Origin of the sequence: Streptomyces sp. NPDC003035, from assembly GCF_042888285.1 — a bacterium.
Lineage (GTDB): Bacteria > Actinomycetota > Actinomycetes > Streptomycetales > Streptomycetaceae > Streptomyces.
The window spans coordinates 17083-39382 of the sequence record NZ_JBIAPJ010000010.1 but is presented as its reverse complement, the minus strand read 5'-3'; the positions used below and the strand labels follow the sequence as shown (position 1 = coordinate 39382).

Below are 22300 nucleotides of genomic sequence, written 5' to 3'. Positions count from 1 at the left end.
CCCTTACTGCGTCGCCTGGCGCGATTACGTCACTGGGCGGCCGGAATCATGCCAGTGGCCTTCGCGTGCTGCATAGAGGTCAGACGACGGACGAAAAGGATCGCGAGGACGGCCGCGACGATGTCCACCACCGCCGCGCCCATGAGGAAACCCGCCCCGGCCGTGAACTCCTCGACCGTGTCCGCGTCCTCGTACACCGCGCCCGCGAAAGACCCGAAGAGCGCCGTCAGAATGAAGAGCGCCCACCACCAGTTCAGTACGGCGAACGACTCACCATCGCCCTTGCCGTCCCCGTACGGGTCCCGGCGGCTCGCCCGCCAGGTGCCGACCGCCACGCTCCGCGGCCACCAGAAGTGGGCGATCGGGACGAACCAGGCGCCGATGGCCCAGCCGGGCCCGCCCCGGTGCAGATCGGGCGCGAAGACCTGGGCGTTCCGCCGGACCCGGAAGAACCAGATGATGAAGACGACCTGGCATGCCAGTCCGACCAGTCCCCCTGCCACCGACGTGACGTCGATGCCCAGGTGCGTGAACCCCGCCGCGTCCGTACGGCCGGCCATCAGGAGCCAGACGTGGAGCGCCGAGAAGAAGAGGAACACATCGGTCACGGCGATCGCCGCGAGCAGCGCCACGACGGCGTACGACAGACCAAGGGGATTGCGGAGCATGACGGGACGGAACCCCCACGAGTGAGCGGCGCCCCTCCCCGAGGCACCGGGCGGCCGGCGGCCTGTGCGGCCGTCGCGGTGGGGAGCGTACTCCCACCGGCGCCCGGTCGATCGGTCGATCGGTCGATCGGTCGATCGGTCGATCGGTCGAGACGCAGCCCTTCCTCCTACCGCGCGGTCGGAATCATGCCCGTGGCCTTCGCGTGCTGCATAGAGGTGAGGCGACGGACGAAAAGGATCGCGAGGACGGCGGCGGTGATGTCGAGGGCGTAGCCGGCGAGCGACCAGGAGGCCGCGGTGACGTACGCGTCGACCGTGTCGGCAGCGGCGTAGAGCCGCGTCGCGATCCAGTCCACCACCGTGCCGGCGGTCCAGAACGCCCACCAGCTGTTCAGCAGCGTCAGCTCCCGCCGCCCGTCGGCGGCGTACGGCTCCCAGCGGCTGGCCCGCCAGATGTCCACGGCGATCCCGCGCGGGATCCACAGGTTGCCGATCGGGATGAACCACCCACCGATGGCCCACCCCGGGCCCCGGCGCTGGAGGTCACCGGCCCATATCTCGGCGTTTTTCCGCAGCCGGTGGAACCAGATGATGAAGACGACGCCGGTCGCCACATACAGCGTGAAACCGATGCTGTAGGCCAGGTTCAGGTCGACGCTGCCGAACACGGCCGGGTCGGAACCCCGAGGCGCCGGGCGGCCGAGCGGAACCGTACGCCACGCGGAAGACCACCGTCCACGGAAAAACCGCTGGTCAGCCACGCACCTTCGTCGCCAGTGCCCGGAACCGGTCCCAGCTCATCGCCGGCTCCCGCGCGTCCCAGAGCTTCTGCGCCGTCGCCGTCAGCGGCATGCGGATCCCGTCGGCCACCTGGGCCTGTGTCTGCGCCCTGGACAGATCGCACCAGACCGCGAAACGGCCGCCCAGGATCTGCGGGCCGTACCGCGCCGGCACGGGGGTCGTGCCGCGCAGGACCAGCGGGGTCCACTGCTCGTAGATCCGGCGTCCGGTGGGGTACGTGAACTGGTTCGGCTCGCCGAGGACGTAGTACAGGAACTCGTCGTTGAGGTTCACGACCTTCCGGCCCTCGGCCAGGTACTCGGCCGGCGGCCGGGCCCCGATCTCCTTGCCGGTCCAGTACTCGACCTCGATGCCCTTGTCGGCGGTGACGAGCCCGCCCCGGAAGAAGCCGTCGTTCCACGCCTTCGCCACCTTGCCCGCGTCGCGGACCACCGCCGCCCGGTCGTTCAGCCAGCCCTCCGCCAGGTCCTGGACGCCCGCCCCGGGGCCGTACTTCTGGCGCGCCGCCGTGGCCAGCTGCGGATAGGAGGCCGCCGGGGAGCTGACGGTCAGCGCCTGGTACTCGTCGGCGCCGACGTGGAACCAGCCGCCGGGGAACAGACCGGCGTACTCACGCAGCAGCTCGTCCACGATCCGCGCCGAGCCGGGCTTGGAGATGTCGATGGCGCCCTGGCGCAGGGTTCCCTGGACATTGCGCAGCTGCAGGTCCGGGTGGGCGCGCAGGACGGCGCCGAGGTGTCCGGGCGAGTCGATCTCGGGCACGACGGTGATGTGCAGGCTCTGCGCGAGCGCGAGGATCCGGCGTACCTCGGCCTTGGTGAGGTGCTGGGCGGAGACGACCTCGGGGTGCGTGTCCGACGCGATCCGGAAGCCCTGGTCGTCGGAGAAGTGCAGCCCGAACTGGTTGAGTTTGAGGTCCGCCATCTCGCGGAGCCGAGCCTCGATCCACTCCGCGGTGAAGTGCTTGCGGGCGATGTCGACGTTCAGCCCGCGCTGGGGCTTCGCGGGCGCGTCGGCGACGACGCCCTCGGGCATCGCGCCCGATCCCCGTACGGACTGCTTGAGGGTCCGGGTGCCGTAGAAGACCCCCGCCTGGTCGGGGCCGGTGATCCGGACCCGGTCGTCGCGGGTGGTGAGCGTGTACGACTCCGGGGCGCCCTTCCCGCCGAGCGCCAGCTCGATGTCGCCGGCTCGGGCGGCGACGGCACCGCGGTAGGCGATCTTGAGCTCCCCCGCGAGCAGCCGTCCCTCGTCGGCGAGCCCCTCGCTGCCCCGGGCGATGACGACCCCGGCCTCGGGCGTGGGACGCCAGCCCGGACCGCGGGCCGCCTCGTGGGAGCGGACGGCGGGGACGGTGAGCGGGGCGGTGGAGAGCGGGAACGTCCGGGTGGGCGTGGGGCTCGGCTCCGGCGCCGCACTCGTCGCCGCGCTCGTCGCCGCACTCGTGACGTTCGACGGCGTGCCGACCCCCGACGTCGCACCGCCCGGACCGGACGAACCGTTGGAGCAGGCCGTCACGGTGACCAGTGCCACCGCGGCCGCGAGAAGAGTGGGGCCCGCGTGGGGCCCTCGTATGGCGTACCGCATCACTCGGAATCCTCCCTCAGGGGACGAGGTGGAGCCATTCGGAGTCGGGTGCCGACGCCGAAACGTCACGCACACGTTCCGAAACTCTCCCTTCCGGGTGAAATTCGCGCATCCGTCGGACAGCTCCCCCTTCCCGTCGATAACGTTGCGTCACACCCACCCCACCTTTCCCGGAGCCCACGCTGACCAGCGACACCCGTGCCTCTTCCCGGAACCCGGGCTCCGCCGCCATCCCCGCGATACCTGCCCAGCAGGGTGACCCCCGGCGCGCCCTCGGTGTCACGCGCTTCAACGCGCTCCCGGCCCCCCTCGCCCAGGAGCTGCTCCTCGCCTGCTGCCACAGCCGCCGCTGGGCCGAACGGGTGACGGCGCACCGTCCGTACCCCACGCTCGACGCGCTGCTCGCCGCCGCCGACGAGGCCGGTTACGACCTGTCGGCCGCCGACCTCGACGAGGCGCTGGCCGCCGAGTGCTCCGCCGCGCCGCACCCCGACGCCCCGCCCGCCGCGCAGACCGCCCTGCGGGCCGCCCACGCCGCGTACGAGAGCCGCTTCGGACACGCCTTCGTGATCAGCCTCGACGGCGTGCGCCCTGGTGAGCGCCTCGACCAGGTCCTCGCCGGCATCCGGTCACGGCTCGGCAACGAACCGGAGGAGGAGCGGGTGATCGCCGCGGACGAGCTGCGTCGACTGGCCCGCACCCGGCTCGCCCACCATGTCGGAGCCCTCACCCTTTCCGTACAGGCGTCCGGAATGCGGTGATTCGCGCTTGTGCGATAGGCCGTCCGTGCCTGTTTGATCACACCTATGGACCCCGCGCGAGGGAACCGACATCTCGTCGCTACGATGACCGGGGCCGGTGGACCGTACCCGGCCGGGTCTGACCGACAGAGAAGCCGGCCGACCCTGATCCCCGCTCCCGGAGGGTTTTTCCGTGCCGGCTGGAACGCTGTACCGCGGCCGGGAAGGAATGTGGTCCTGGGTGGCTCATCGAGTCACCGGCGTCCTCATCTTCTTCTTCCTGTTCGTACACGTGCTGGACACCGCTCTCGTCCGCGTCTCCCCCGAGGCGTACGACGAAGTGGTCGCCACGTACAAGACGCCGATCGTCGCACTCCTCGAGTACGGCCTGGTCGCCGCCATCCTCTTCCACGCGCTGAACGGCCTCCGGGTCATCGCCGTGGACTTCTGGTCCAAGGGCCCGCGCTACCAGAAGCAGATGCTCTGGACCGTCATGGGCATCTGGGTCGTGCTGATGGCGGGCTCGCTGTACCCCATCCTCGGCCACGCCGCACGTGAACTGTTCGGGAGCTGACGCCAGACATGTCTGCTGACACCACTTCCGCGATCGGTCCCGTCGAGGGCGCTGCCCGTTACGACGTGGACAACCCGGCCCCGTACATCGAGGCCCCCCGCATGCGCACCGGCAAGACGCCGAGGGCGACGCGAGGCAACTTCGAGATGGCCGCGTGGCTCTTCATGCGCCTCTCGGGCATCGTCCTCGTCGTCCTCGTCATCGGCCACCTGCTGATCCAGCTCTTCCTCGACGGCGGCGTCTCCAAGATCGGCTTCGCCTTCGTGGCCGGCCGCTGGGCGTCTCCGTTCTGGCAGGTCTGGGACCTGCTGATGCTCTGGCTCGCCATGCTGCACGGCGCCAACGGCCTCCGTACGGTCATCAACGACTACGCGGAGCGGGCCAACACGCGCCTGTGGCTCAAGGGCCTGCTGTACACCGCCACGGTGTTCACCATCCTTCTGGGCACGCTGGTGATCTTCACCTTCGACCCGAACATCCGCTAGGCACGGGGCTGAGGTAATCCACGTCATGAAGATCCACAAGTACGACACCGTCATCGTCGGCGCCGGCGGCGCCGGCATGCGCGCCGCCATCGAGGCGACGAAGCGCAGCCGCACCGCCGTGCTGACGAAGCTCTACCCCACCCGCTCCCACACGGGCGCGGCGCAGGGCGGCATGGCCGCCGCGCTCGCCAACGTGGAGGAGGACAACTGGGAGTGGCACACCTTCGACACGGTCAAGGGCGGTGACTACCTGGTCGACCAGGACGCCGCCGAGATCCTGGCGAAGGAGGCCATCGACGCCGTCCTCGACCTGGAGAAGATGGGTCTGCCGTTCAACCGGACCCCGAACGGCACCATCGACCAGCGCCGCTTCGGCGGTCACTCGCGCAACCACGGCGAGGCCCCGGTCCGCCGGTCCTGCTACGCCGCGGACCGCACCGGTCACATGATCCTCCAGACGCTGTACCAGAACTGCGTCAAGGAGGGCGTGGAGTTCTTCAACGAGTTCTACGTCCTGGACCAGCTGATCACCGAGGTCGACGGCGTCAAGAAGTCCGCCGGTGTGGTCGCGTACGAGCTGGCCACCGGTGAGATCCACATCTTCCAGGCCAAGGCCGTGATCTACGCCTCCGGCGGCACGGGCAAGTTCTTCAAGGTGACCTCCAACGCGCACACGCTGACGGGTGACGGCCAGGCGGCCTGCTACCGGCGCGGTCTGCCGCTGGAGGACATGGAGTTCTTCCAGTTCCACCCGACGGGCATCTGGCGCATGGGCATCCTGCTGACGGAGGGCGCCCGCGGTGAGGGCGGCATCCTCCGCAACAAGGACGGCGAGCGCTTCATGGAGAAGTACGCGCCGGTCATGAAGGACCTCGCGTCCCGTGACGTCGTCTCGCGCTCCATCTACACGGAGATCCGCGAGGGCCGCGGCTGCGGTCCCGAGGGCGACCACGTCTACCTCGACCTGACGCACCTCCCGCCGGAGCAGCTCGACGCCAAGCTCCCGGACATCACCGAGTTCGCGCGTACGTACCTCGGCATCGAGCCGTACACGGACCCGATCCCGATCCAGCCCACCGCGCACTACGCCATGGGCGGCATCCCGACCAACGTCCAGGGTGAGGTCCTCAGCGACAACACCACCGTCGTCCCGGGCCTGTACGCGGCCGGCGAGGTCGCCTGTGTCTCCGTGCACGGCGCCAACCGTCTGGGCACCAACTCGCTGCTCGACATCAACGTCTTCGGCAAGCGCGCCGGCATCGCGGCAGCCGAGTACTCCGCGAAGTCCGACTACGTCGAGCTTCCCGAGAACCCGGCCTCGTTCGTCGAGGAGCAGGTCGAGCGTCTGCGCAACTCCACGGGCAACGAGCGGGTGGCCGACATCCGCCGTGAGCTGCAGGAGACGATGGACGCCAACGTGATGGTGTTCCGCACCGAGCAGACGATCAAGACGGCCGTCGAGAAGATCGCCGAGCTGCGCGAGCGCTACCTGAACGTGTCCGTCCAGGACAAGGGCAAGCGCTTCAACACGGACCTGCTGGAGGCCATCGAGCTGGGCAACCTGCTCGACCTGGCCGAGGTCATGGCCGTCTCGGCCCTGGCGCGCAAGGAGTCCCGCGGCGGTCACTACCGCGAGGACTACCCGAACCGCGACGACGTCAACTTCATGCGCCACACCATGGCGTACCGCGAGGTCGGCGAGGACGGCTCCGAGACCGTCCGTCTCGACTACAAGCCGGTCGTCCAGACCCGCTACCAGCCGATGGAGCGTAAGTACTGATGGCTACTCCCGTACTGGACAAGGTCGAGGCGGAATCCGCCTCCTCCCCGTACATCACGGTCACCCTCCGGATCCGCCGCTTCAACCCCGAGATCTCGGACGCGGCGGTCTGGGAGGACTTCCAGATCGAGATCGACCCCAAGGAGCGCGTGCTCGACGCCCTCCACAAGATCAAGTGGGACGTCGACGGCTCGCTCACCTTCCGTCGCTCGTGCGCGCACGGCATCTGCGGCTCCGACGCGATGCGGATCAACGGCAAGAACAGGCTCGCCTGCAAGACGCTGATCAAGGACATCAACCCGGAGAAGCCGATCACGGTCGAGGCCATAAAGGGCCTCACGGTCCTCAAGGACCTCGTGGTCGACATGGAGCCGTTCTTCCAGGCGTACCGCGACGTCATGCCGTTCCTGGTCACCAAGGGCAACGAGCCGACGCGCGAGCGTCTGCAGTCGGCCGAGGACCGCGAGCGCTTCGACGACACCACCAAGTGCATCCTGTGCGCCGCGTGCACGTCGTCCTGCCCGGTCTTCTGGAACGACGGCCAGTACTTCGGCCCGGCCGCGATCGTCAACGCGCACCGCTTCATCTTCGACTCGCGTGACGAGGCGGGCGAGCAGCGTCTGGAGATCCTGAACGACAAGGACGGCGTGTGGCGTTGCCGCACGACGTTCAACTGCACGGACGCCTGCCCGCGTGGCATCGAGGTCACGAAGGCGATCCAGGAAGTGAAGCGCGCGCTGATCACGCGTCGCTTCTAGTCTTCTGACACCTGGTCACAGCGGGGAAGCCCGCTTCTGTACGCTCGGCGTGCAGAGGCGGGCTTTTTCGTGACGGAGGACGGGGACAGATGAGCGATCCGAACCCTTACAAGGACAGCAGCGGCGACTACCAGTGGGGTCCCGATCAGCAGGCGGGGGCGCCCGGTTACGGGTATCCGCAGCCGGCCGGGTACCAGCCGACCGTCGCCGGCGGAGTGCCTGTGCCGCCGCAGTACCCGCCGGTCGGGCAGGGTGGCGGGGCGCCGCTGCTGAGCCTCGGGGACATCACGATCGTCGGGGACCAGATCATCACCCCGGCCGGTGCGATGCCGCTCAAGGGTGCGGTCTGGAACGCGATGGACATGTCGCGGACCGAGGAGAAGATGCCGACGGTCGCGATCGTGCTGGCGATCATCTTCTTCCTCGTGTGCCTGCTGGGACTGCTGTTCCTGCTGATGAAGGAGAAGAAGACCACCGGCTTCATCCAGGTCACCGTGACCAGCGGCGGTCGGCACCACGCCACGATGATCCCCGCGACCGGTCCGGACACCATCCACTGGGTGATGGGCCAGCTCAACTACGCGCGCTCGCTGAGCATGTAGGGGTCAGCGTGTAGGGGTCAGCGTGTAGGGGGCGGGTCAGGGGTCTGTCGGGGCTGTCCCCGATAGGCCGGACGATCTTCCGGCGGGATGCTTGATCCATGACGAACTCACGGATCACGGCATCTCGTTGGGCCATGACGGCGGCGGCCGGCGCCGCCCTCGCGGGCATCCTCACAGCGGCGGTACCGGCCGCGGCGGCGGTACCGGGCGGGGCGGCGGTGCCGACGGCGGCGGTCGCGGCCCCGGGCTCCGCGTACGGGCACGCGCGCGGGCCGGCGGCGGGGAGCGTCGACCAGGCCGCTCTGCGCGCCGCTCTGGCCGGGCTGCCCGACGCCTCCGTGCGCGGGGCGATGGTCAAGGTCTCGGGGCGCGACGGGCGGTGGAGCGGGACCGCCGGCGACTGGACGGCGCCGGCGGACGCGCCGTTCGCGATCGGCAGCATCACCAAGCTCTTCACCGCCACCGTCACGCTCCAGCTCGTCGGCGAGGGGCGGCTGTCCCTGGACGACACCGTCCAGGAGCTGCTGCCCGGCCTGCTGCCCTCCTCGTACGAGCCGATCACCGTCGGGCAGTTGCTCAGCCACACCAGCGGCTTGCAGAAGCCGGAGTGCGTCCGGAGCGGGGCACCGGTGGAGGTCGTGACCTCGGCGGTCTCCTGCGGGACCCCGACGGCCCCGGGCGGGACCGCGCAGTACAACGGCATCAACTACTTCATCGCCGGGCTCGTCGTCGAGAAGGTGACGGGCCGGACGTACGCCGAGGAGCTCCACGACCGCGTCCTGCGCCCCCTCGGCCTGCGGCACACCTCGCTGCCCGCCGACGACTGGGCCTGGGCGGAGGGCGGAATGGTCTCGCGCGCCTCCGATCTGAACCGCTTCCTGAACACGCTGATACGGGGCGGGCTGCTGCCCCCGGCCGAGCAGAAGCTCCTCTTCACGCTGCCGTCCGTACCGGGCGCGAGTTTCAGCTACGGCGGTCTCTCGCGCACCCGCCTCCCCGACGGCGGCCCCGTCGTGTGGGGCAAGTCGGGATCCAACCGGGGCTACGCGAGCGGGGTGTTCGCGACGGCCGACCTGGACCGGGTGGTGGTGTACTCCACGCTGCCGACCGGCAAGGACGCGGAGCGGGAGCTGGCCCGGATCATGCGGATCGCGAAGGCCGCGTTCAAGGGGTACGAGGAGCGGGGGGTGAACCGTCCTGGCCTTCGGCGAACAGCATGATCCGGCGGAGCATGTCGTTGAGCAGGGTGCGTTCGTCCTCGTCGAGGACGCCGAGCAGGCGGTACTCCTCGTGGCCGAGGACCTCCATCGCACCGAGCCAGGTCTCGCGGCCCGTGGCGGTGAGCTCGACGACGACCCGGCGGCGGTCGGTCGTGGACGGCGTGCGCCGGACGAAGCCGCGCTTCTCCAGGGCGTCGAGTCGGCCGGTGACCGAGGCGGGGGCGAGATCGAGATCCTGGGCCAGGTCGGAGGGCGCGGCGCTGCCGCCGCGGCCGGCGAGCTTGTGGAGCGTGTCGAACTCGTAGCGCTCCAGGTCGAAGTCGACGAGGGACTGTTCGCGCACCCGCCGCAGATGGACGGAGAGCTTCTTCATACGGGTGACCGCGCCCTCGACGACCGGGTCGAGGTCGGGCAGCACGGGCTGCCACTGGGCCACATGCTCGTCGGTCCAGTCCCGCCGCGTCGGCCCCCCGGACTCGGTCGGCTCCATGGATCGATGGTACGTCCGCGGCCGGATTCCTTCGCTGCCGAATATTTCGTCACCGAATCACGGGGGGTGTGGAGGCAATGTCCGAGTGGTCCCCTACCGTCGTACGCATGGTGGGGACCACAAGCCTGGAGAGCGGGCTGAACGCGGTGCTGGAGTCGGGTCGACCGGACAGGTGGGGGCGGGTGCGGGGCTTCCTGGGCACGCTGGACGCGGCAGGGCGGCGGGAGGGCGCGCTGCTGCTCCAGGCACGGATGTGCCGGCGTCCGGATCCGGTCGTCGCGGACGCGCTGGAGCATCTGGCCGGTCAGGAGCTCGGCTGGTCGACGGCGGAGGCCGACGTGCTGCTCGCCCGGCTGCTGGGGAAGGGGGCCGCCGTCGCCCCGCACGAGTTGTGGGAGGGGAAGGGCTGGCGGTCGCTGCTGCCGATCGCCCTGTCCGCGGCGGAACAGGCCGAGGAGTGCGACCGGCCCCGGTTGCGCGCGCTGCGCCGGACCGCGGAGAACCTGCGCGTCTCCGCCAGTGACGAATTCGCGGGGATACGGGACCGGATCGACGCGCTGCTGCGCCGCGAGGTGCCCGTCGTCGAGGGCCGGCTCCCCCGCGATCTGCTCGACGCGCTGGACGAGTACGGCCCGGCGATGCGCGCCGCGCACGGGGAGCTGCTCGCGGGCCGGGGCGCGGCCGGGTTCCTCACGCACTGCGCCCTCGTGGACCGGGCCAGAGCCACCCGGACCTGGCGCAGACGGGCCTCGGCGCTCCTGGCGGAGACCGAGGCCGGTGCGGAGCTGGTGCGGCGGCTGCTGGAGGGGATCGCCGCACAGCCCGAGCACGAGGTGACCGATCTGGGCTCCTGGGCGGCCGCGAGCGGCCCCGGGATCGCGGGCGAGAGCAACACATGCCTGGTGCGCGGGCTGTTGTGGGCGTCGCTCGACCTGGACGTGGACTGGGCCGTCCCGCTGGCCGGCGCCGTCGCGGTCCACGCGGGTACGGGTCTCGGCGGCTCCGGCGGCGAGTGCCGCAGTCAGCCGCTGGCCTCGGCGGCGGTCGCCGTGCTCGGCGAGTTCGAGGGCCCTCGGGGCGAGCAGGCCGTCCAGTGGCTCGGGCGCGTGAGGGGCGCGGTGCGCAACCGTACGGTCCTCAAGGCGGTCGCCAAGGCCCTGGATGCCGTCGCCGGGCGGGCCGGGCTCACGCCGTCGATGCTGCGCGAGCGGGGTACACCGGTGCACGGGCTCGACGGGCGCGGGATGCGGGAGGAGGCGCTCGGGGAGTACACCGCGGTGCTCTCCGTGCAGGAGCCGGGCGTGGCCTCGCTCTCGTTCCGGGGCCCGCAGGGCCGGGTGCTGAAGTCGGCGCCGAAGGCGGTACGGGAGCGGTACGGCGCGCGTCTGGCGTCGCTCCGCGCCGCGTCGAAGGAGCTGCGGGCCCTGCTGGCGCTGGAGCGGAGCCGGCTGGAGGACCACCTGGCGGCGGGTACGACCTGGCCGGTGGAGGACTGGGAGCGGTACTCGATCGACCATCCGGTGACCGGCGTCGTCGCCCGCGCGCTGGTGTGGGAGGCCGCCCCGGAGGACGGCGAGCGCTGGATCGCGGGGCTGCCGGAGCGGACGGGCGGCGGCTGGGCGCTGGCCGGTGCGGACGGCACCGCGACCCCGGTCGGCCCGGGGGCGCGGCTACGGCTGTGGCATCCGGTCCTGGCGGCGGGTGAGGAGGTGTCCGAGTGGCGGACGGAGCTGACGGAGCGGGAGCTGCGGCAGCCGTTCAAGCAGGTCTTCCGCGAGGTGTACCCGCTCTCCCCGGCCGAGGTGGCGACCGGTGCGCACACGAGCCGCTTCGCCGGGCGCGTCCTGCGCTACGGCCGTGCCAGGGCGCTCATGGCCGAGCGCGGCTGGACCGGCGACCACCTGGGCTATTTCGGCGACGGCGCCTCCTCCGAGGTGGTCCGGGAGCTGCCCCGGCCGGGTGATCTCCCGGTCGCGCAGGGCGTGTTCTGGCGGGCGCGGTTCCTCGTCGAGCTGGTCGACGCGGGGAGCCCGGTCGGCGGGGTCGCCGCCCTCTGCTCCACCGGCCGGGTCCGCTTCGAGCGCCGTTCGGCCTCGGCGGGGGCGCGCGGACCCTGGGAGCGGGCCGCGCTGACCGACGTACCGGCTCCGTTGTTGTCGGAGGCGCTGCGGGACGTCGACCTGTTCGTGGTGGTGGCGTGCCTCGGCGCGGACGACGGGGACGAGGAGAGCTGGTCGTTCGGCGAGCCGACCGAACCGACCCGGTCGGCTCTGCCTGAGCGCATGAAGCCGACCCGGCCCGAGCGCGCGGAGCCGACCGAGTCGGCGCGGATCCGGCGCGAGACGCTGGCCCGGCTGCTGCCGCGGACCAGGATCGGCGACCGGGTGGAGCTGACGGACCACTTCCTGCGCGTGCGGGGCCGGCTGCGGGCCTACCGGATCCACCTGGGATCCGGCAGTGTCCTGATGGAGCCGACGGACGAGGTCCTGCCCCTCGTGGTGGACCGGGAGGCCTCGGACGGAGGCCGGGGCGAGAAGGTCTTCCTGCCGTTCGAGGAGGACGGCGGCCTGCTGTCGGTGATCCTGTCGAAGGCGTTCCTGCTCGCCTCCGACGCGGGGATCACCGACCGCACGATCACCGACCTGATACGGAAGGGGCTGTAGCGGCCCCGTCGCCGCCGACCCCGGTCAGGAACTCCGCGAGCAGCTTCGCCGTCTCGTCCGGGCGCTCCAAGGCGGGGAGATGACCCGCCCACTCCAGGTCGAGGTACTGGGCGTCCGGCAGCAGGTCCGCGAGCCGGGTGGCCATCTCCCGGAAGTCGGGCACGTCGTGAGCGCCCGAGACGACCAGGCACGGCACGTCGATCCCGGCCAGGTCGGCGGACGCCACACCGGCGTCGACCGGGCGGAACTCCGCCGGGGCGGCGAGCTGGATGTCGAAGGCGCGGCGCTGCATCACCCGTACGCGTGCACGCGCCTCGTCGTCGGCGTCGGGACCGAGCCAGGTGTCGACGTTGAGCGCGACCGCGCCGTCGATGTCGCCCGCCTCGAGCAGTTCGTCCTCGCGCCTGCCCCAGGCGCGCAGTTCGTCGCTCGCCGCGAAGCCGGGCATGCCGGCGCAGAGCAGCGCGAGCGCGGAGACGCGCCCGGGGTGGCGGACGGCCGTCTCCAGGGCGACCTCGCCACCGAAGGAGGAGCCGACGAGGGCGGCCCGTTCGACGCCGAGGGCGTCGAGGAGTTCCACGACGTCGTCGCAGTGGGTGTGCGGGCGGTCGACCGGGGTCTCGCCGAAGCCGCGGAGGTCGCAGCGCACCACGCGGTACCCGGCGGCGGTCAGGGCCGCGAACTGCGTGTCCCACATCCTCCGGTCGCAGACGCCGGAGTGGAGCAGGACGATCGTCAGGTGGCCTTGACCGGCCAGGTCATGAGAGAGCATCACGCGCCACCCTATGCGCCCGGCGCGACGACCGCCTCCCTTATTTCACACCACCCCGAACCCGTCTTGAACATGTTCAAACGAAGGCCTACAGTCATGACCGCCAGCTTTTGAACGCGTTCAAGGGAGGGTGGGGCATGGACCTCACTGTCGTCGCGTACATCGTCTACCTGCTGATCAGCGTGGCTCTGACCGTCTGGGTCGCCCGCACGCTCAGCCGCAACGGAAGGATCTTCCTCGCCGACGTCCTGCACGGGAACGAGAAGCTCGCCGAAGCCGTGAACCACCTCCTGGTGGTCGGGTTCTACCTCGTCAACTTCGGCTTCGTCGCGCTCTATCTCAGCCAGGACGAGGCGGTGGCCGACGCCCGTTCCCTCTTCGAGGCGCTCTCGGTCAAGCTCGGCGTGGTCCTCCTCGTCCTCGGCGTGATGCACCTCGGCAACGTCTACGTCCTCAACAGGATCCGGCGGCGGGGCGTGATGGAGCGCGAGCAGGTCCCGCCGGTGCCCCCGCAGGGCTGGACTCCGCAGGCGGGCCGCGGCGGCCCCTGGGCACCGCCCGCCCCCGGCGCCGGCGCCGGCGCCGGCGCCGGGGCGTGAGCCGGCCATGACGACGCCGGCCGGACGACCGGCCACTCCCGTACACCGCCTGACCGTGCTGTACGACGCCGACTGCTCGCTCTGTGTCCATCTGCGGCACTGGCTCCTGCGGCAGCGGCAGCTCGTCCCGCTCGACCTCGTCCCGGCCGCCTCCCAGGAGGCCCGGCGCCGCTTCCCCGGCCTCGACCACGAGTCCACCCTGAAGGAGATCACCGTGATCGGGGACCGGGGACAGATCTACCGCGCCGCCTCCGCCTGGATCGTCTGCCTCTGGGCCCTGGCCGACCACCGGCCCAAGGCCCACTGGCTGGCCACCCCGGCGGGGCAGCCGTTCGCCCGGGCGACCGTCCTCGCCGCCGCGAAGTGGCGGGAGGCGATCAAGGGGCCGTCCTGCGAGGGCGGGACGTGTGAGCCGCCCGGCGCACCCGGTTAGGCTCGGGCACTGTGAAGGACGTGAAGGAAGTACAGCCCGCCGAGCCCGCCGACCCCGCCGCCGAGGGACGGAAGGCCCCGGCCAAGGCCGCGAAGAGCGAACAGACCCGCACGCTCATCCTCGAAACCGCCCTCCGGCTCTTCAAGGAGCGCGGTTACGACAAGACGACGATGCGGGCCATCGCCCAGGAGGCCGGGGTCTCCGTCGGCAACGCGTACTACTACTTCGCCTCCAAGGAACACCTCGTCCAGGGCTTCTACGACCGGATCGCCGAGGAGCACCAGGCGGCCGTCGAAGGAATCCTCGACAGCGACGAGAAGGACCTCACGGCCCGCATCCGCGGGGTCCTCCTCGGCTGGCTCGACATCGCCGAGCCGTACCACGAGTTCGCCGCCCAGTTCTTCAAGAACGCCGCGGACCCGGACAGCCCGCTCAGCCCCTTCTCCCCCGAGTCGGAGGGCCCGCGCGAGGCGGCGATCGAGGTCCACCGGAGGGTCATCTCCGGCGCCTCGGTGAAGATCGACCCCGAACTGGCCGAACCGCTGCCGCAGTTGCTGTGGCTCCAGCAGATGGGCCTGGTGCTGTTCTGGGTCTACGACCGCTCCGAGGGATGCGCCAACAGCCGCCGCCTGGTCGAGCGGCTCGCACCGGTCACCGCCCGGGCGATCTCGCTCTCACGCTTCCGGCTGCTGCGCCCCCTGGTCCGTGAGACCCACGACCTCCTCGCCGACTTCATGCCGACGGCGGCGAGCATGGCGGCCTCGGGCAAGCCCAAGCGGACGGCACCGAAGACGTCCGGGGCGAAGGACTGACACCCCGGACACGGACGGGCACTGGCGAGACAGGCCCTCCGGGCACGGCCTAGATCCAGCCGAGCTCCCACAGCCGCCAGATGCCGGTGCCGTCGGTCAGGTACTGCGAACCGGCGACGTCGTCCGTCGCCAGCACGTAGTCCTTCTTCTGCCACAGCGGAACCAGCGGAACGTCGTCCGCCACCTCGGACTGGATCGCCTCGAAGTCGTTGGCGGCCGCACCACGGTCGCTGTACTGCTGCGTGGCGGCGATCAGCGAGTCGATCCTGCTGCTCTTGAAGCCGTTGTGCATGGCGTTGTCCGACCCCACGAGCGGGGCGGTGAAGCTGTCGGAGTCCGGGAAGTCCGGGAGCCAGCCGACGGGGTACGCGTCGTAGTCGCCCCGTACGTACGCCTTCTGGAAGTCCTTCCACTCCGCCTCGGCGAGCTTGACCTTGAAGAGGCCGCTCGCCTCCAGCTGCCGCTTCAGCTCGGCCGCCTCGGCGCCGTAGGTGGCGTCCTTGCGGTAGCCGAGGGTGAAGGACACCGGCGTCTCCACGTCCGCGGCCCGCAGCAGGCTCTTCGCCGTCTTCGCGGACGGCTCCGGGTATGTGTCGTAGAAGGCCGTGCTGTGACCGTTGAAGCCCTGCGGGATCAGGGAGTACAGCGGCTGGACCGTGCCGTGGTAGGCGCCGGTGACGATCGCCGGGCGGTCGATGACGGCGGCGACCGCCTGCCGGACCGCCTTCTCCGCCATCGGCGAACCGGCCTTCACGTTGAAGTAGAGATTGCGGATCTCGGCGGTCTGCGCCTCGGTGATCCGGGCCGAGTCCTTGCCGGCGTCCCCCAGCGTGGAGAGGAACTCCGGCGGCATCTGCCGGTGCGTGACGTCGACCTGCTTGGTCTTCCAGGCGGAGGCGAGCTGCTCGGACTCGGTGAAGTACCTGACGACGACCGGGCCACCGGTCTTGGTGAGCGCGCCCCGGTAGTTCGGGTTGGGCTCCAGACGGGCGCTCTCGCCGGCCTTGTACTCCTTGAGGACGTACGGCCCCGAACCCTCGACCGTGGTGCCCTCGCGCAGCTTCTTGGCCGGGTACTGGGTGCGGTCGACGATCGAGCCGGCACCCGTCGCCAGCTTCAGCGGGAAGGTCGCGTCCCGGCCGCTCAGATGGAAGGTGACCGTCCGGCCGTCGGCCACGACGTTCTTCAGGGTCGGGAAGAGCGAGGCCGGACCGACGTCCGCCTTGATGCTCAGCATCCGCTCGAAGGAGTACGCGACGTCCTCGGCCGTGACCTTGCGGCCGCCGGCGAAGGTGAGGTCGTCACGGAGCCTGCACTGGTACGTGGTGAGCTTCGCCCCGACGAACTTGCAGCTCTCGGCGGCGTCCGGGACAGGCGTGGTGAAGCCCGGCTTGAAGGTCAGCAGCGACTGGAAGACGTTGCTGTACATCGCCCAGGAACCGGCGTCGTACGCCCCCGCCGGATCGAGCGAGGTCACCTCGTCCGTGGTGCCGACCTTGATGGGATCGGTCCGCACCTCGTCCGAGGGCAGAAGCTGCCAGCCCCCCACCCCGGCGGCCACCAGAACTCCACAAGTGATGAGGATCCGCAGACGGATCGTCGACCGCATCGCCGTGATTCCTTTGATTTCGTGCCCACCCCTGGCGCGGCGGCGCCCAGCCGTGCCGCGATGGCGCCACCCAATCACACGGATTTCACAAGCGGAAGAGGAAACCTTCACAGTGCAGGCATATGTCCGGGATAGGGCGACTTCCCGTGACTCAGCAGTACGTATCCACCGCTGCGCATGGAGTGACTTCGTCCGCTACGCCTGCTTCGAGGCCAGCTCCACGAGGGTGATGTCGGAGGGCGCTCCGACGCGGACGGGCGGCCCCCAGGCGCCCGCGCCCCGGGAGACGTAGAGCTGGGTGTCGCCGTACCGCTCCAGGCCGGCGACGGTCGGGTTGGCGAGCTCGGCGAGGTAGTTGCCGGGCCAGAGCTGGCCGCCGTGGGTGTGGCCGGAGAGCTGGAGGTCGACGCCGTGCCGCACGGCGTCGTGGACGACGATCGGCTGGTGCGCGAGCAGGACGGCGGCCTTGGCGCGGTCGCGGTCGCCCAGCGCGGCGGCGAAGTCCGGGCCCTGGCCCTCGCTCTCGCCGGCGATGTCGTCGACCCCGGCGAGGTCGAAACCGGCCGCGATCTCCAGGCGCTCGTTGCGCAGCGGGCGCAGACCGAGCTCGCGGACGTGGTCGACCCAGGCGTCGGCACCGGAGAAGTACTCGTGGTTGCCGGTCACGAAGAACGAACCGTGCCGGGCCCGGAGCCGGGCCAGCGGCTCGGCGGCGGGCCCGAGGTTCTCGACGGTGCCGTCCACGAGGTCGCCCACGACGGCGATCAGGTCGGGCTGGGTGGCGTTGATGGCGTCGACGATGCGCTGGGTGTGGGCGCGGCCCAGGATGGGCCCGAGGTGGATGTCGGACACGACGGCGATCCGGTACCCGTGCGCTGCGCGCGGCACCTTGGCGAGCGGCACCGTGACCCGCTTGACGCGCGGCCCGCGCAGCACCCCGTAGGTCCCGTACCCGACGGTCCCCACGGCCGCCGCTGCGGCGGCCCCACCGACGACCCGCGACACGAACAGCCGCCGCGACACGGCGGTGGCACCGGGGGTACGGGAGGCCTCGGCCCCGGCCTCCGTAACGGCGGGCGCCGGTCCGTTCCCGCGTGCCGGCCCGTCCTGGAGTGCCGGCCCGTCCTGGAGTGCCGGCTCCGCCTCGGGCTCGGTCAGCGTGTCGCCGACCGGCACAGCGGCGCCGCCGCCGGCCGCCACCACCGGACCACCGGCCCGCACCGCGGTACGCGCGGACTCCTCGGACTCCTCAGCTTGCGTGGCCTTCCCGGCCTCCTCGGCCTCGGTGACGGTCGCCGTACCCCGGCGAGCCGGCCAGCGCCGCAGAAGCGGCCGGACCGCCTCGCCGACCACGAGGGCGAGGGTCACGTAGAGCAGCGACGCCAGCCAGAGGAACCCCGGCCAGGCCACCACCTGCTGCAACCAGAACGGTGCCCCCGCCCGCCCGGAGACGAGCGCGGCGACCGACAGCACGGGCAGCACGAACGCGGCCACCGTCCCCAGCCGCCGCCCCAGGCCCCCCGCGACGGTCACGTCACGGACCAGCCGCTTCCACACGTACCAGTGGACCCCGCCCAGCAGAGCGAGGACCCCGACGATCACCAGCAGGAAGACGAGCACGCGCCCCAACCCCTATCCGCGCTCGCGCCGCAACGCGCGCACGCCACGCAACCCGATCACGCCGACCACCGTCCCCAGGACAAAGGACGTGATGGCGAGCAGTAGATGAACCCAGAAGTAGGCCGTCGGGTCGCCCGCGTCGTCGAAGGCGAGACCGCTCGCGTCATTCCACAGGTTCTTGACGAAAGTGATCCAGATGAACCAGCTCCACACCCCGAACGCGAGCAGGAACCAGGAGACGGGCCGGCTGAGCTTCATGGCCCCAGTATCACCATCGGTCCGACGCTCCCCGCGCTCGGGGCGCTCAGGGCACTCGGGTGGACGCTCCGGGACGAACCGCCTGGCGGGGTTCGGTTCACGGAAGGGTGCCTGTACGTTTTCGATCGTGTCTGCATCGAAGAAGACCGCTTGGGCGGTCGCCGCCGCCGCGTTGCTCCCCCTCGTCGCCGCCTCGCCGGCCCACGCGGACAAGAAGGAGGACCAGCAGCCCAAGCCGCCCGCCCTCATGTCCTCCGTCGGCGGCAGCCTGCTCAGCGTGCCCGGGACGCAGGTACGGCTCGGGCCGGGGGCGCCCGTGCTGCCCAAGGAGCTGAGCGCGCGGTCGTGGATCGTCGCGGACGCGGAGACCGGGGACGTGCTCGCCGCGCACAACTCCCACTGGCCCCTCGCCCCCGCCTCCACGCTGAAGATGCTCTTCGCGGACACCGTCCTGCCGAAGTTCCCGAAGACCGCGACCCACACGGTCGACCCCAAGGACCTCGTCGGGATCGGCTCGGGCTCCAGCCTCGTCGGCGTGAAGGAGAAGCAGACCTACACCGCGCACGACCTCTGGCTCGGCGTCTTCCTTCGCTCCGGCAACGACGCCGTGCGGGTGCTCGCCGCGATGAACGGCGGCATGGCGAAGACCGTCGCGGACATGAACGCGCACGCCGTCGAGCTCCAGGCCCTCGACACCCACGTCTCGTCTCCGGACGGCTACGACGCCCCGGGCCAGGTCTCCTCCGCGTACGACCTCACCCTCATCGCCCGCAGCGGGATGCAGAAGGCGGACTTCCGGGAGTACGCCGCGACCTCCCGCGCCCAGTTCCCCGGCGAGCAGAAGCCGGGCAAGAAGCGGGAGACCTTCGAGATCCAGAACACCAACCGGCTGCTGACCGGCGCGCTCGGCGTCGCGCCGTACCAGGGCATGGCGGGGGTAAAGAACGGCAACACCACGCATGCCGGCTCCACCTTCACCGGCGTTGCGGAGCGCAACGGCAAAGTGCTGCTCGTGACGGTGCTGAACCCGTCCTCCAAGGAGCAGCACGCGGTGTACAAGGAGACCGCCCGGCTCCTCGACTGGGGCTTCGCGGCGTCCGGGAAGGTGAAGCCGGTCGGTCAGCTGGTCCCGCCGAAGTCCGCCCGTACGAATCCGGGGACCGAGACCCAAGGTTCCACGCCCGCCCCCGGGGAGAACGCTCCTGCCACGACGACAGGTGCCGCCGGGGTCGCCGCGGCCGAGGACAAGTCCGGTGGGGTCGGGATCGCCCTCGCGGTGGTCGGCGGGGTTCTGATCATGCTCGCGGGCGGGGTCTTCCTGGTCAACCGTCGCTGGCCGCTGCCGGGGATGGTCGGCCGGCGCCCCCGGCCTTAGCCCCGCCCTTGGTCCCGCCCTTCACCCCGCCCTTAGCCCCGTTCTCGGTCCCCTCCTCGGTCCCGTCCTCGGCCCCGTCCTCGGTCCCGTCCTCGGCCCCGTCCTCGGCCCCGGGCGAATCCGTCGAGTCCGCCTCGCTCTTCGAGCCCGTCGACGTCCAAGCCGCGCAGAAGAGCAGCAGCTTCGCGGTGAAGTTGATCCACAGCATCAGCGCGACGGGCACGCCGAACGCGCCGTACATCGACTTGCCCGCGACTCCCTTCATATAGCCGCCGAGCAGCAGTTTCAGCAGCTCGAAGCCGATCGCGCCGATCACCGCCGCCACCACCAGGCGCCGGCGCGGCGGCTGTACGCCGGGAAGCAGCGTCAGCACGTACAGCAGGATGAGGAAGTCGGCGGCGGCGGCGATGGCGACCGCGGCGGCCTGCAGCAGGACGCCGCCGGCTCCGCGGTCGGAGATCCCGACCTGGTCGGCGCTCCAGCCCACGGCCGTGGAACCGAGCCAGGACGCGGCGAGCGAGCAGAGCCCGACCCCGCCGAGCCCGAGCAGCACGATCGCGTCCTTGCCCTTGCGCAGGAGGGGGTTGCCCTCGTCCTCGTCGTCGATCCCCCACACCGCGCGCAGGCAGTCCCGCAGGGAGCCGATCCAGCCGATGCCGGTGAAGAGCAGCAGCGCGCCGGCGACGAGGCCGATGGTGCCCGCGTTGTCCACGAGGCCCCCGATGTTGAGCTGTTCGGAGATGCCGGGGACCTGTTCGGAGATCTTCGCCTCGATCGTGTCCAGTTGCTCCTTGCTGAGCAGCGCGGCACCGGCGGCCGCGGCGACGGTGATCAGGGGGAAGAGCGCCAGGAAGCTGATGAAGGTGATGGCGGCGGCGAGCCGGGTCCAGTGGACGGCGTCGAGGGTTTCGTACGAGCGCCAGGCATGGGTCCGCATGAGCCGGGCGGCCCAGGGGCCGATGACGGGGAGCTTGGTCAGCCAGTCCATGTCGTACGCGTACCCCTTGCTCCGGCAGCCGAACGGAACACCATCGTCCGGGTTCCCCAGAATCGCAGACAGGTCGCCAGAACCATGCCCACGCCGAGTCCTGACACCGTGTCGGCCCGTGCGGACGTGAGTCCGAGGCCGTAGTGGGAGACGCCGAGGCAGAGCAGCTGGACGGCGGCGCCCGCGAGGTTCACCGCGAGGAAGACGGTGTACTCGCGGAGCCCGACCGTCCGCCGGCGATAGGTGCCGAGGGCGTTGCCCAGGTACGCGACGGTGCAGCCGGCGAGGAAGGAGATCGCCTTGGCGGCGATCGGGTCGAGACCGGCGGGGCCGCGCAGCCAGAGGAAGAGGGCGAGGTCGGCACCGTAGGCGACGAGTCCGGTGGTGGCGAAGCCGACGAGTTCGCGCCTCACAGATCCGCGACCGCCATGCCGTACATCGCGGCCCAGGCGAGGCCGATGACCGCGAGGGGCCGGTCGCGCAGGACGACGTCCTCCGGCTCCCCGGCGGTGCCGCGGTCGGCGAAGACGGCGTAGCGCAGCACGGCGAGGATGAAGGCGATCATGGAGAGCTGGCGCCAGGGCAGCAGGCTCGCGTCGGCGACGCCGCCGCTCTCCAGCGCCCAGAGGCAGTAGCCGAGGACGGCGACGCCGGCGGCCAGCTGCCAGACGAAGCGGAGGTATCCGGTCGTGTACCGGGTGAGCAGCGCGCGGGTCGCGCCCTGCGCGTCCTCCATCTGCACGGCTTCGGAGTACCGCTTGGCGGCGACCATGAAGAGCGCGCCGAAGCCGGTGGTGATGAGGAACCAGCGGGAGAGCGGGATGGTGAGCGCGACGCCGCCGATCATCGCCCGCATCAGGAACCCGGTGGTGACCACGGCGAGGTCGACGACGAGGACGTGCTTGAGCCGCACGCAGTACGCGATCTGCATGACGAGGTACGCGATGAGCAGCGCGGCGGTCATGGCGTTGCACAGGACCGCGCCGGCGACGGCGGCTCCGAGGCCGAGGAGGGTGCCGGTGGCGTAGGCGACGGGCACAGGGACGAGCCCGGCGGCGACGGGGCGGCGGCGCTTGACGGGGTGGGCGCGGTCGGCGGCGGCGTCACGGGCGTCGTTGACGAGGTAGACGGCGGAGGCGGCGGCCGTGAACAGGGCGAAGACGAGGGCGAGTCGGGCCGCCGCGTGCCAGGAGACGAGCTGCCCGGCGGCGACGGGCGCGGCGATGACGAGGACGTTCTTGACCCACTGGCGGGGCCGCGCGGTCCGCAGGAGCCCCAGCCAGACGGCGAAGACCCCTCGCCCACCGGACTGCCGCCTCCCCGACGCGAGGGCGGGTTTCTCGAGTACCGCGACTCCGCTGCCACGCTCAGCCACGACGACCGCCGGGAGGGACGGGGCCGAGACCCGGGGAGCGGAGTGCCGGCGCGGGCGTGGGACGCGGTGCGGGTGCCACGCGCGCGTGGCG

Annotated in this window: 23 protein-coding genes and 1 pseudogene; 13 read left to right on the top strand and 11 right to left on the bottom strand. The window is 71.1% G+C overall.

Features of this window, described 5'->3' with window-relative positions; all coding sequences use genetic code 11:
* Positions 1 to 29: 29 nt before the first annotated feature.
* The 3 genes from ACFYV5_RS29055 to ACFYV5_RS29045 all read right to left on the bottom strand — a co-directional run bounded on the left by ACFYV5_RS29055 (position 30) and on the right by ACFYV5_RS29045 (position 2987).
* Positions 30 to 668, bottom strand: a complete 639-nt coding sequence (locus ACFYV5_RS29055) for a DUF4328 domain-containing protein (protein WP_389173255.1) — start codon at positions 666 to 668, stop codon at positions 30 to 32.
* 167 nt (positions 669 to 835) lie between these two features.
* Positions 836 to 1336 (bottom strand): DUF4328 domain-containing protein, encoded by a 501-nt coding sequence (locus ACFYV5_RS29050; protein ID WP_389173253.1) that lies wholly within the window; start codon positions 1334 to 1336, stop codon positions 836 to 838.
* 85 nt (positions 1337 to 1421) lie between these two features.
* The gene (locus ACFYV5_RS29045) at positions 1422 to 2987 is read right to left on the bottom strand and encodes a glycoside hydrolase family 20 protein (RefSeq protein ID WP_389173251.1); all 1566 of its coding nucleotides are present in this window, start codon (positions 2985 to 2987) and stop codon (positions 1422 to 1424) included.
* Here ACFYV5_RS29045 and ACFYV5_RS29040 point away from each other — a divergent pair.
* The 8 genes and pseudogenes from ACFYV5_RS29040 to ACFYV5_RS29005 all read left to right on the top strand — a co-directional run.
* A pseudogene (locus ACFYV5_RS29040) lies at positions 2884 to 3315 on the top strand (hypothetical protein); the annotation flags it as partial. The gene ACFYV5_RS29045 and the pseudogene ACFYV5_RS29040 sit on opposite strands and share 104 nt — an antisense overlap.
* Positions 3239 to 3817, top strand: coding sequence for a 2-oxo-4-hydroxy-4-carboxy-5-ureidoimidazoline decarboxylase (locus ACFYV5_RS29035; protein ID WP_389173567.1), 579 nt, complete (start codon positions 3239 to 3241; stop codon positions 3815 to 3817). The pseudogene ACFYV5_RS29040 and the gene ACFYV5_RS29035, both read left to right, overlap by 77 nt.
* 172 nt (positions 3818 to 3989) lie before the next feature.
* Positions 3990 to 4370 (top strand): succinate dehydrogenase, cytochrome b556 subunit, encoded by a 381-nt coding sequence (gene sdhC, locus ACFYV5_RS29030; protein ID WP_355105384.1) that lies wholly within the window; start codon positions 3990 to 3992, stop codon positions 4368 to 4370.
* An 8-nt stretch (positions 4371 to 4378) separates the two neighbouring features.
* The gene (locus tag ACFYV5_RS29025; protein WP_355105382.1) at positions 4379 to 4855 is read left to right on the top strand and encodes a succinate dehydrogenase hydrophobic membrane anchor subunit; all 477 of its coding nucleotides are present in this window, start codon (positions 4379 to 4381) and stop codon (positions 4853 to 4855) included.
* 25 nt (positions 4856 to 4880) lie between these two features.
* The gene (gene sdhA / locus ACFYV5_RS29020; RefSeq protein WP_355105380.1) at positions 4881 to 6635 is read left to right on the top strand and encodes a succinate dehydrogenase flavoprotein subunit; all 1755 of its coding nucleotides are present in this window, start codon (positions 4881 to 4883) and stop codon (positions 6633 to 6635) included.
* Positions 6635 to 7393 (top strand): succinate dehydrogenase iron-sulfur subunit, encoded by a 759-nt coding sequence (locus ACFYV5_RS29015; RefSeq protein ID WP_355105378.1) that lies wholly within the window; start codon positions 6635 to 6637, stop codon positions 7391 to 7393. Before sdhA ends, ACFYV5_RS29015 begins: the two co-directional genes overlap by 1 nt.
* An 89-nt stretch (positions 7394 to 7482) precedes the next feature.
* Entirely contained in the window at positions 7483 to 7995 is a 513-nt protein-coding gene (locus ACFYV5_RS29010) for a hypothetical protein (RefSeq protein WP_389173246.1), read from the top strand.
* A gap of 98 nt (positions 7996 to 8093) precedes the next feature.
* Positions 8094 to 9215 carry a serine hydrolase domain-containing protein gene (locus ACFYV5_RS29005; RefSeq protein WP_389173244.1) on the top strand — a complete coding sequence of 374 codons (1122 nt, stop codon included), beginning with the start codon at positions 8094 to 8096 and terminating at the stop codon, positions 9213 to 9215.
* Here ACFYV5_RS29005 and ACFYV5_RS29000 read toward each other — a convergent pair.
* Entirely contained in the window at positions 9160 to 9705 is a 546-nt protein-coding gene (locus ACFYV5_RS29000; RefSeq protein ID WP_355105373.1) for a MarR family transcriptional regulator, read from the bottom strand. The genes ACFYV5_RS29005 and ACFYV5_RS29000 overlap by 56 nt on opposite strands.
* Before the next feature lie 107 nt (positions 9706 to 9812).
* On the opposite strand from ACFYV5_RS29000, the gene ACFYV5_RS28995 reads away from it, so the two are divergent.
* Positions 9813 to 12368 (top strand): DUF4132 domain-containing protein, encoded by a 2556-nt coding sequence (locus ACFYV5_RS28995; protein WP_389173241.1) that lies wholly within the window; start codon positions 9813 to 9815, stop codon positions 12366 to 12368.
* Here the strand turns inward: ACFYV5_RS28995 and ACFYV5_RS28990 are convergent.
* Complete coding sequence (locus ACFYV5_RS28990; RefSeq protein ID WP_389173239.1) at positions 12340 to 13143, bottom strand: alpha/beta fold hydrolase; 804 nt, start codon at positions 13141 to 13143, stop codon at positions 12340 to 12342. The two genes, ACFYV5_RS28995 and ACFYV5_RS28990, sit on opposite strands and share 29 nt — an antisense overlap.
* A 134-nt stretch (positions 13144 to 13277) precedes the next feature.
* On the opposite strand from ACFYV5_RS28990, the gene ACFYV5_RS28985 reads away from it, so the two are divergent.
* The 3 genes from ACFYV5_RS28985 to ACFYV5_RS28975 are packed head-to-tail and all read left to right on the top strand — an operon-like array spanning position 13278 to position 14984.
* Positions 13278 to 13739, top strand: coding sequence for a hypothetical protein (locus ACFYV5_RS28985; RefSeq protein ID WP_389173237.1), 462 nt, complete (start codon positions 13278 to 13280; stop codon positions 13737 to 13739).
* 7 nt (positions 13740 to 13746) lie between these two features.
* Positions 13747 to 14172, top strand: a complete 426-nt coding sequence (locus tag ACFYV5_RS28980) for a thiol-disulfide oxidoreductase DCC family protein (protein ID WP_389173235.1) — start codon at positions 13747 to 13749, stop codon at positions 14170 to 14172.
* A 20-nt stretch (positions 14173 to 14192) separates the two neighbouring features.
* The gene (locus ACFYV5_RS28975; RefSeq protein ID WP_355105363.1) at positions 14193 to 14984 is read left to right on the top strand and encodes a TetR family transcriptional regulator; all 792 of its coding nucleotides are present in this window, start codon (positions 14193 to 14195) and stop codon (positions 14982 to 14984) included.
* Positions 14985 to 15033: 49 nt separating this feature from the next.
* On the opposite strand, the gene ACFYV5_RS28970 is transcribed toward ACFYV5_RS28975, so the two are convergent.
* From ACFYV5_RS28970 to ACFYV5_RS28960, 3 genes are all read right to left on the bottom strand, one after another.
* Positions 15034 to 16593: an ABC transporter substrate-binding protein gene (locus tag ACFYV5_RS28970; RefSeq protein ID WP_355105361.1), complete on the bottom strand. Its 1560-nt coding sequence runs from the start codon at positions 16591 to 16593 to the stop codon at positions 15034 to 15036.
* A 195-nt stretch (positions 16594 to 16788) separates the two neighbouring features.
* Entirely contained in the window at positions 16789 to 18213 is a 1425-nt protein-coding gene (locus tag ACFYV5_RS28965) for a metallophosphoesterase (protein WP_389173232.1), read from the bottom strand.
* A gap of 12 nt (positions 18214 to 18225) precedes the next feature.
* On the bottom strand, positions 18226 to 18471 hold the full coding sequence (locus ACFYV5_RS28960) for an SCO4848 family membrane protein (protein WP_355105357.1): 246 nt from the start codon (positions 18469 to 18471) through the stop codon (positions 18226 to 18228).
* A gap of 127 nt (positions 18472 to 18598) precedes the next feature.
* On the opposite strand from ACFYV5_RS28960, the gene ACFYV5_RS28955 reads away from it, so the two are divergent.
* Positions 18599 to 19846 carry a D-alanyl-D-alanine carboxypeptidase gene (locus ACFYV5_RS28955; RefSeq protein ID WP_355105355.1) on the top strand — a complete coding sequence of 416 codons (1248 nt, stop codon included), beginning with the start codon at positions 18599 to 18601 and terminating at the stop codon, positions 19844 to 19846.
* Here the strand turns inward: ACFYV5_RS28955 and ACFYV5_RS28950 are convergent.
* Genes ACFYV5_RS28950 through ACFYV5_RS28940 form a run of 3 tightly spaced genes read right to left on the bottom strand, consistent with a single transcriptional unit; the run spans position 19794 to position 22209 of the window.
* Positions 19794 to 20834, bottom strand: coding sequence for a YihY/virulence factor BrkB family protein (locus ACFYV5_RS28950; RefSeq protein WP_389173229.1), 1041 nt, complete (start codon positions 20832 to 20834; stop codon positions 19794 to 19796). The genes ACFYV5_RS28955 and ACFYV5_RS28950 overlap by 53 nt on opposite strands.
* Positions 20822 to 21247 carry a GtrA family protein gene (locus ACFYV5_RS28945; RefSeq protein ID WP_389173227.1) on the bottom strand — a complete coding sequence of 142 codons (426 nt, stop codon included), beginning with the start codon at positions 21245 to 21247 and terminating at the stop codon, positions 20822 to 20824. Before ACFYV5_RS28945 ends, ACFYV5_RS28950 begins: the two co-directional genes overlap by 13 nt.
* A complete protein-coding gene (locus tag ACFYV5_RS28940) occupies positions 21244 to 22209 on the bottom strand; it encodes a decaprenyl-phosphate phosphoribosyltransferase (protein WP_389173225.1) in 966 nt (321 codons plus the stop codon). Before ACFYV5_RS28940 ends, ACFYV5_RS28945 begins: the two co-directional genes overlap by 4 nt.
* Positions 22210 to 22300 lie beyond the last annotated feature (91 nt).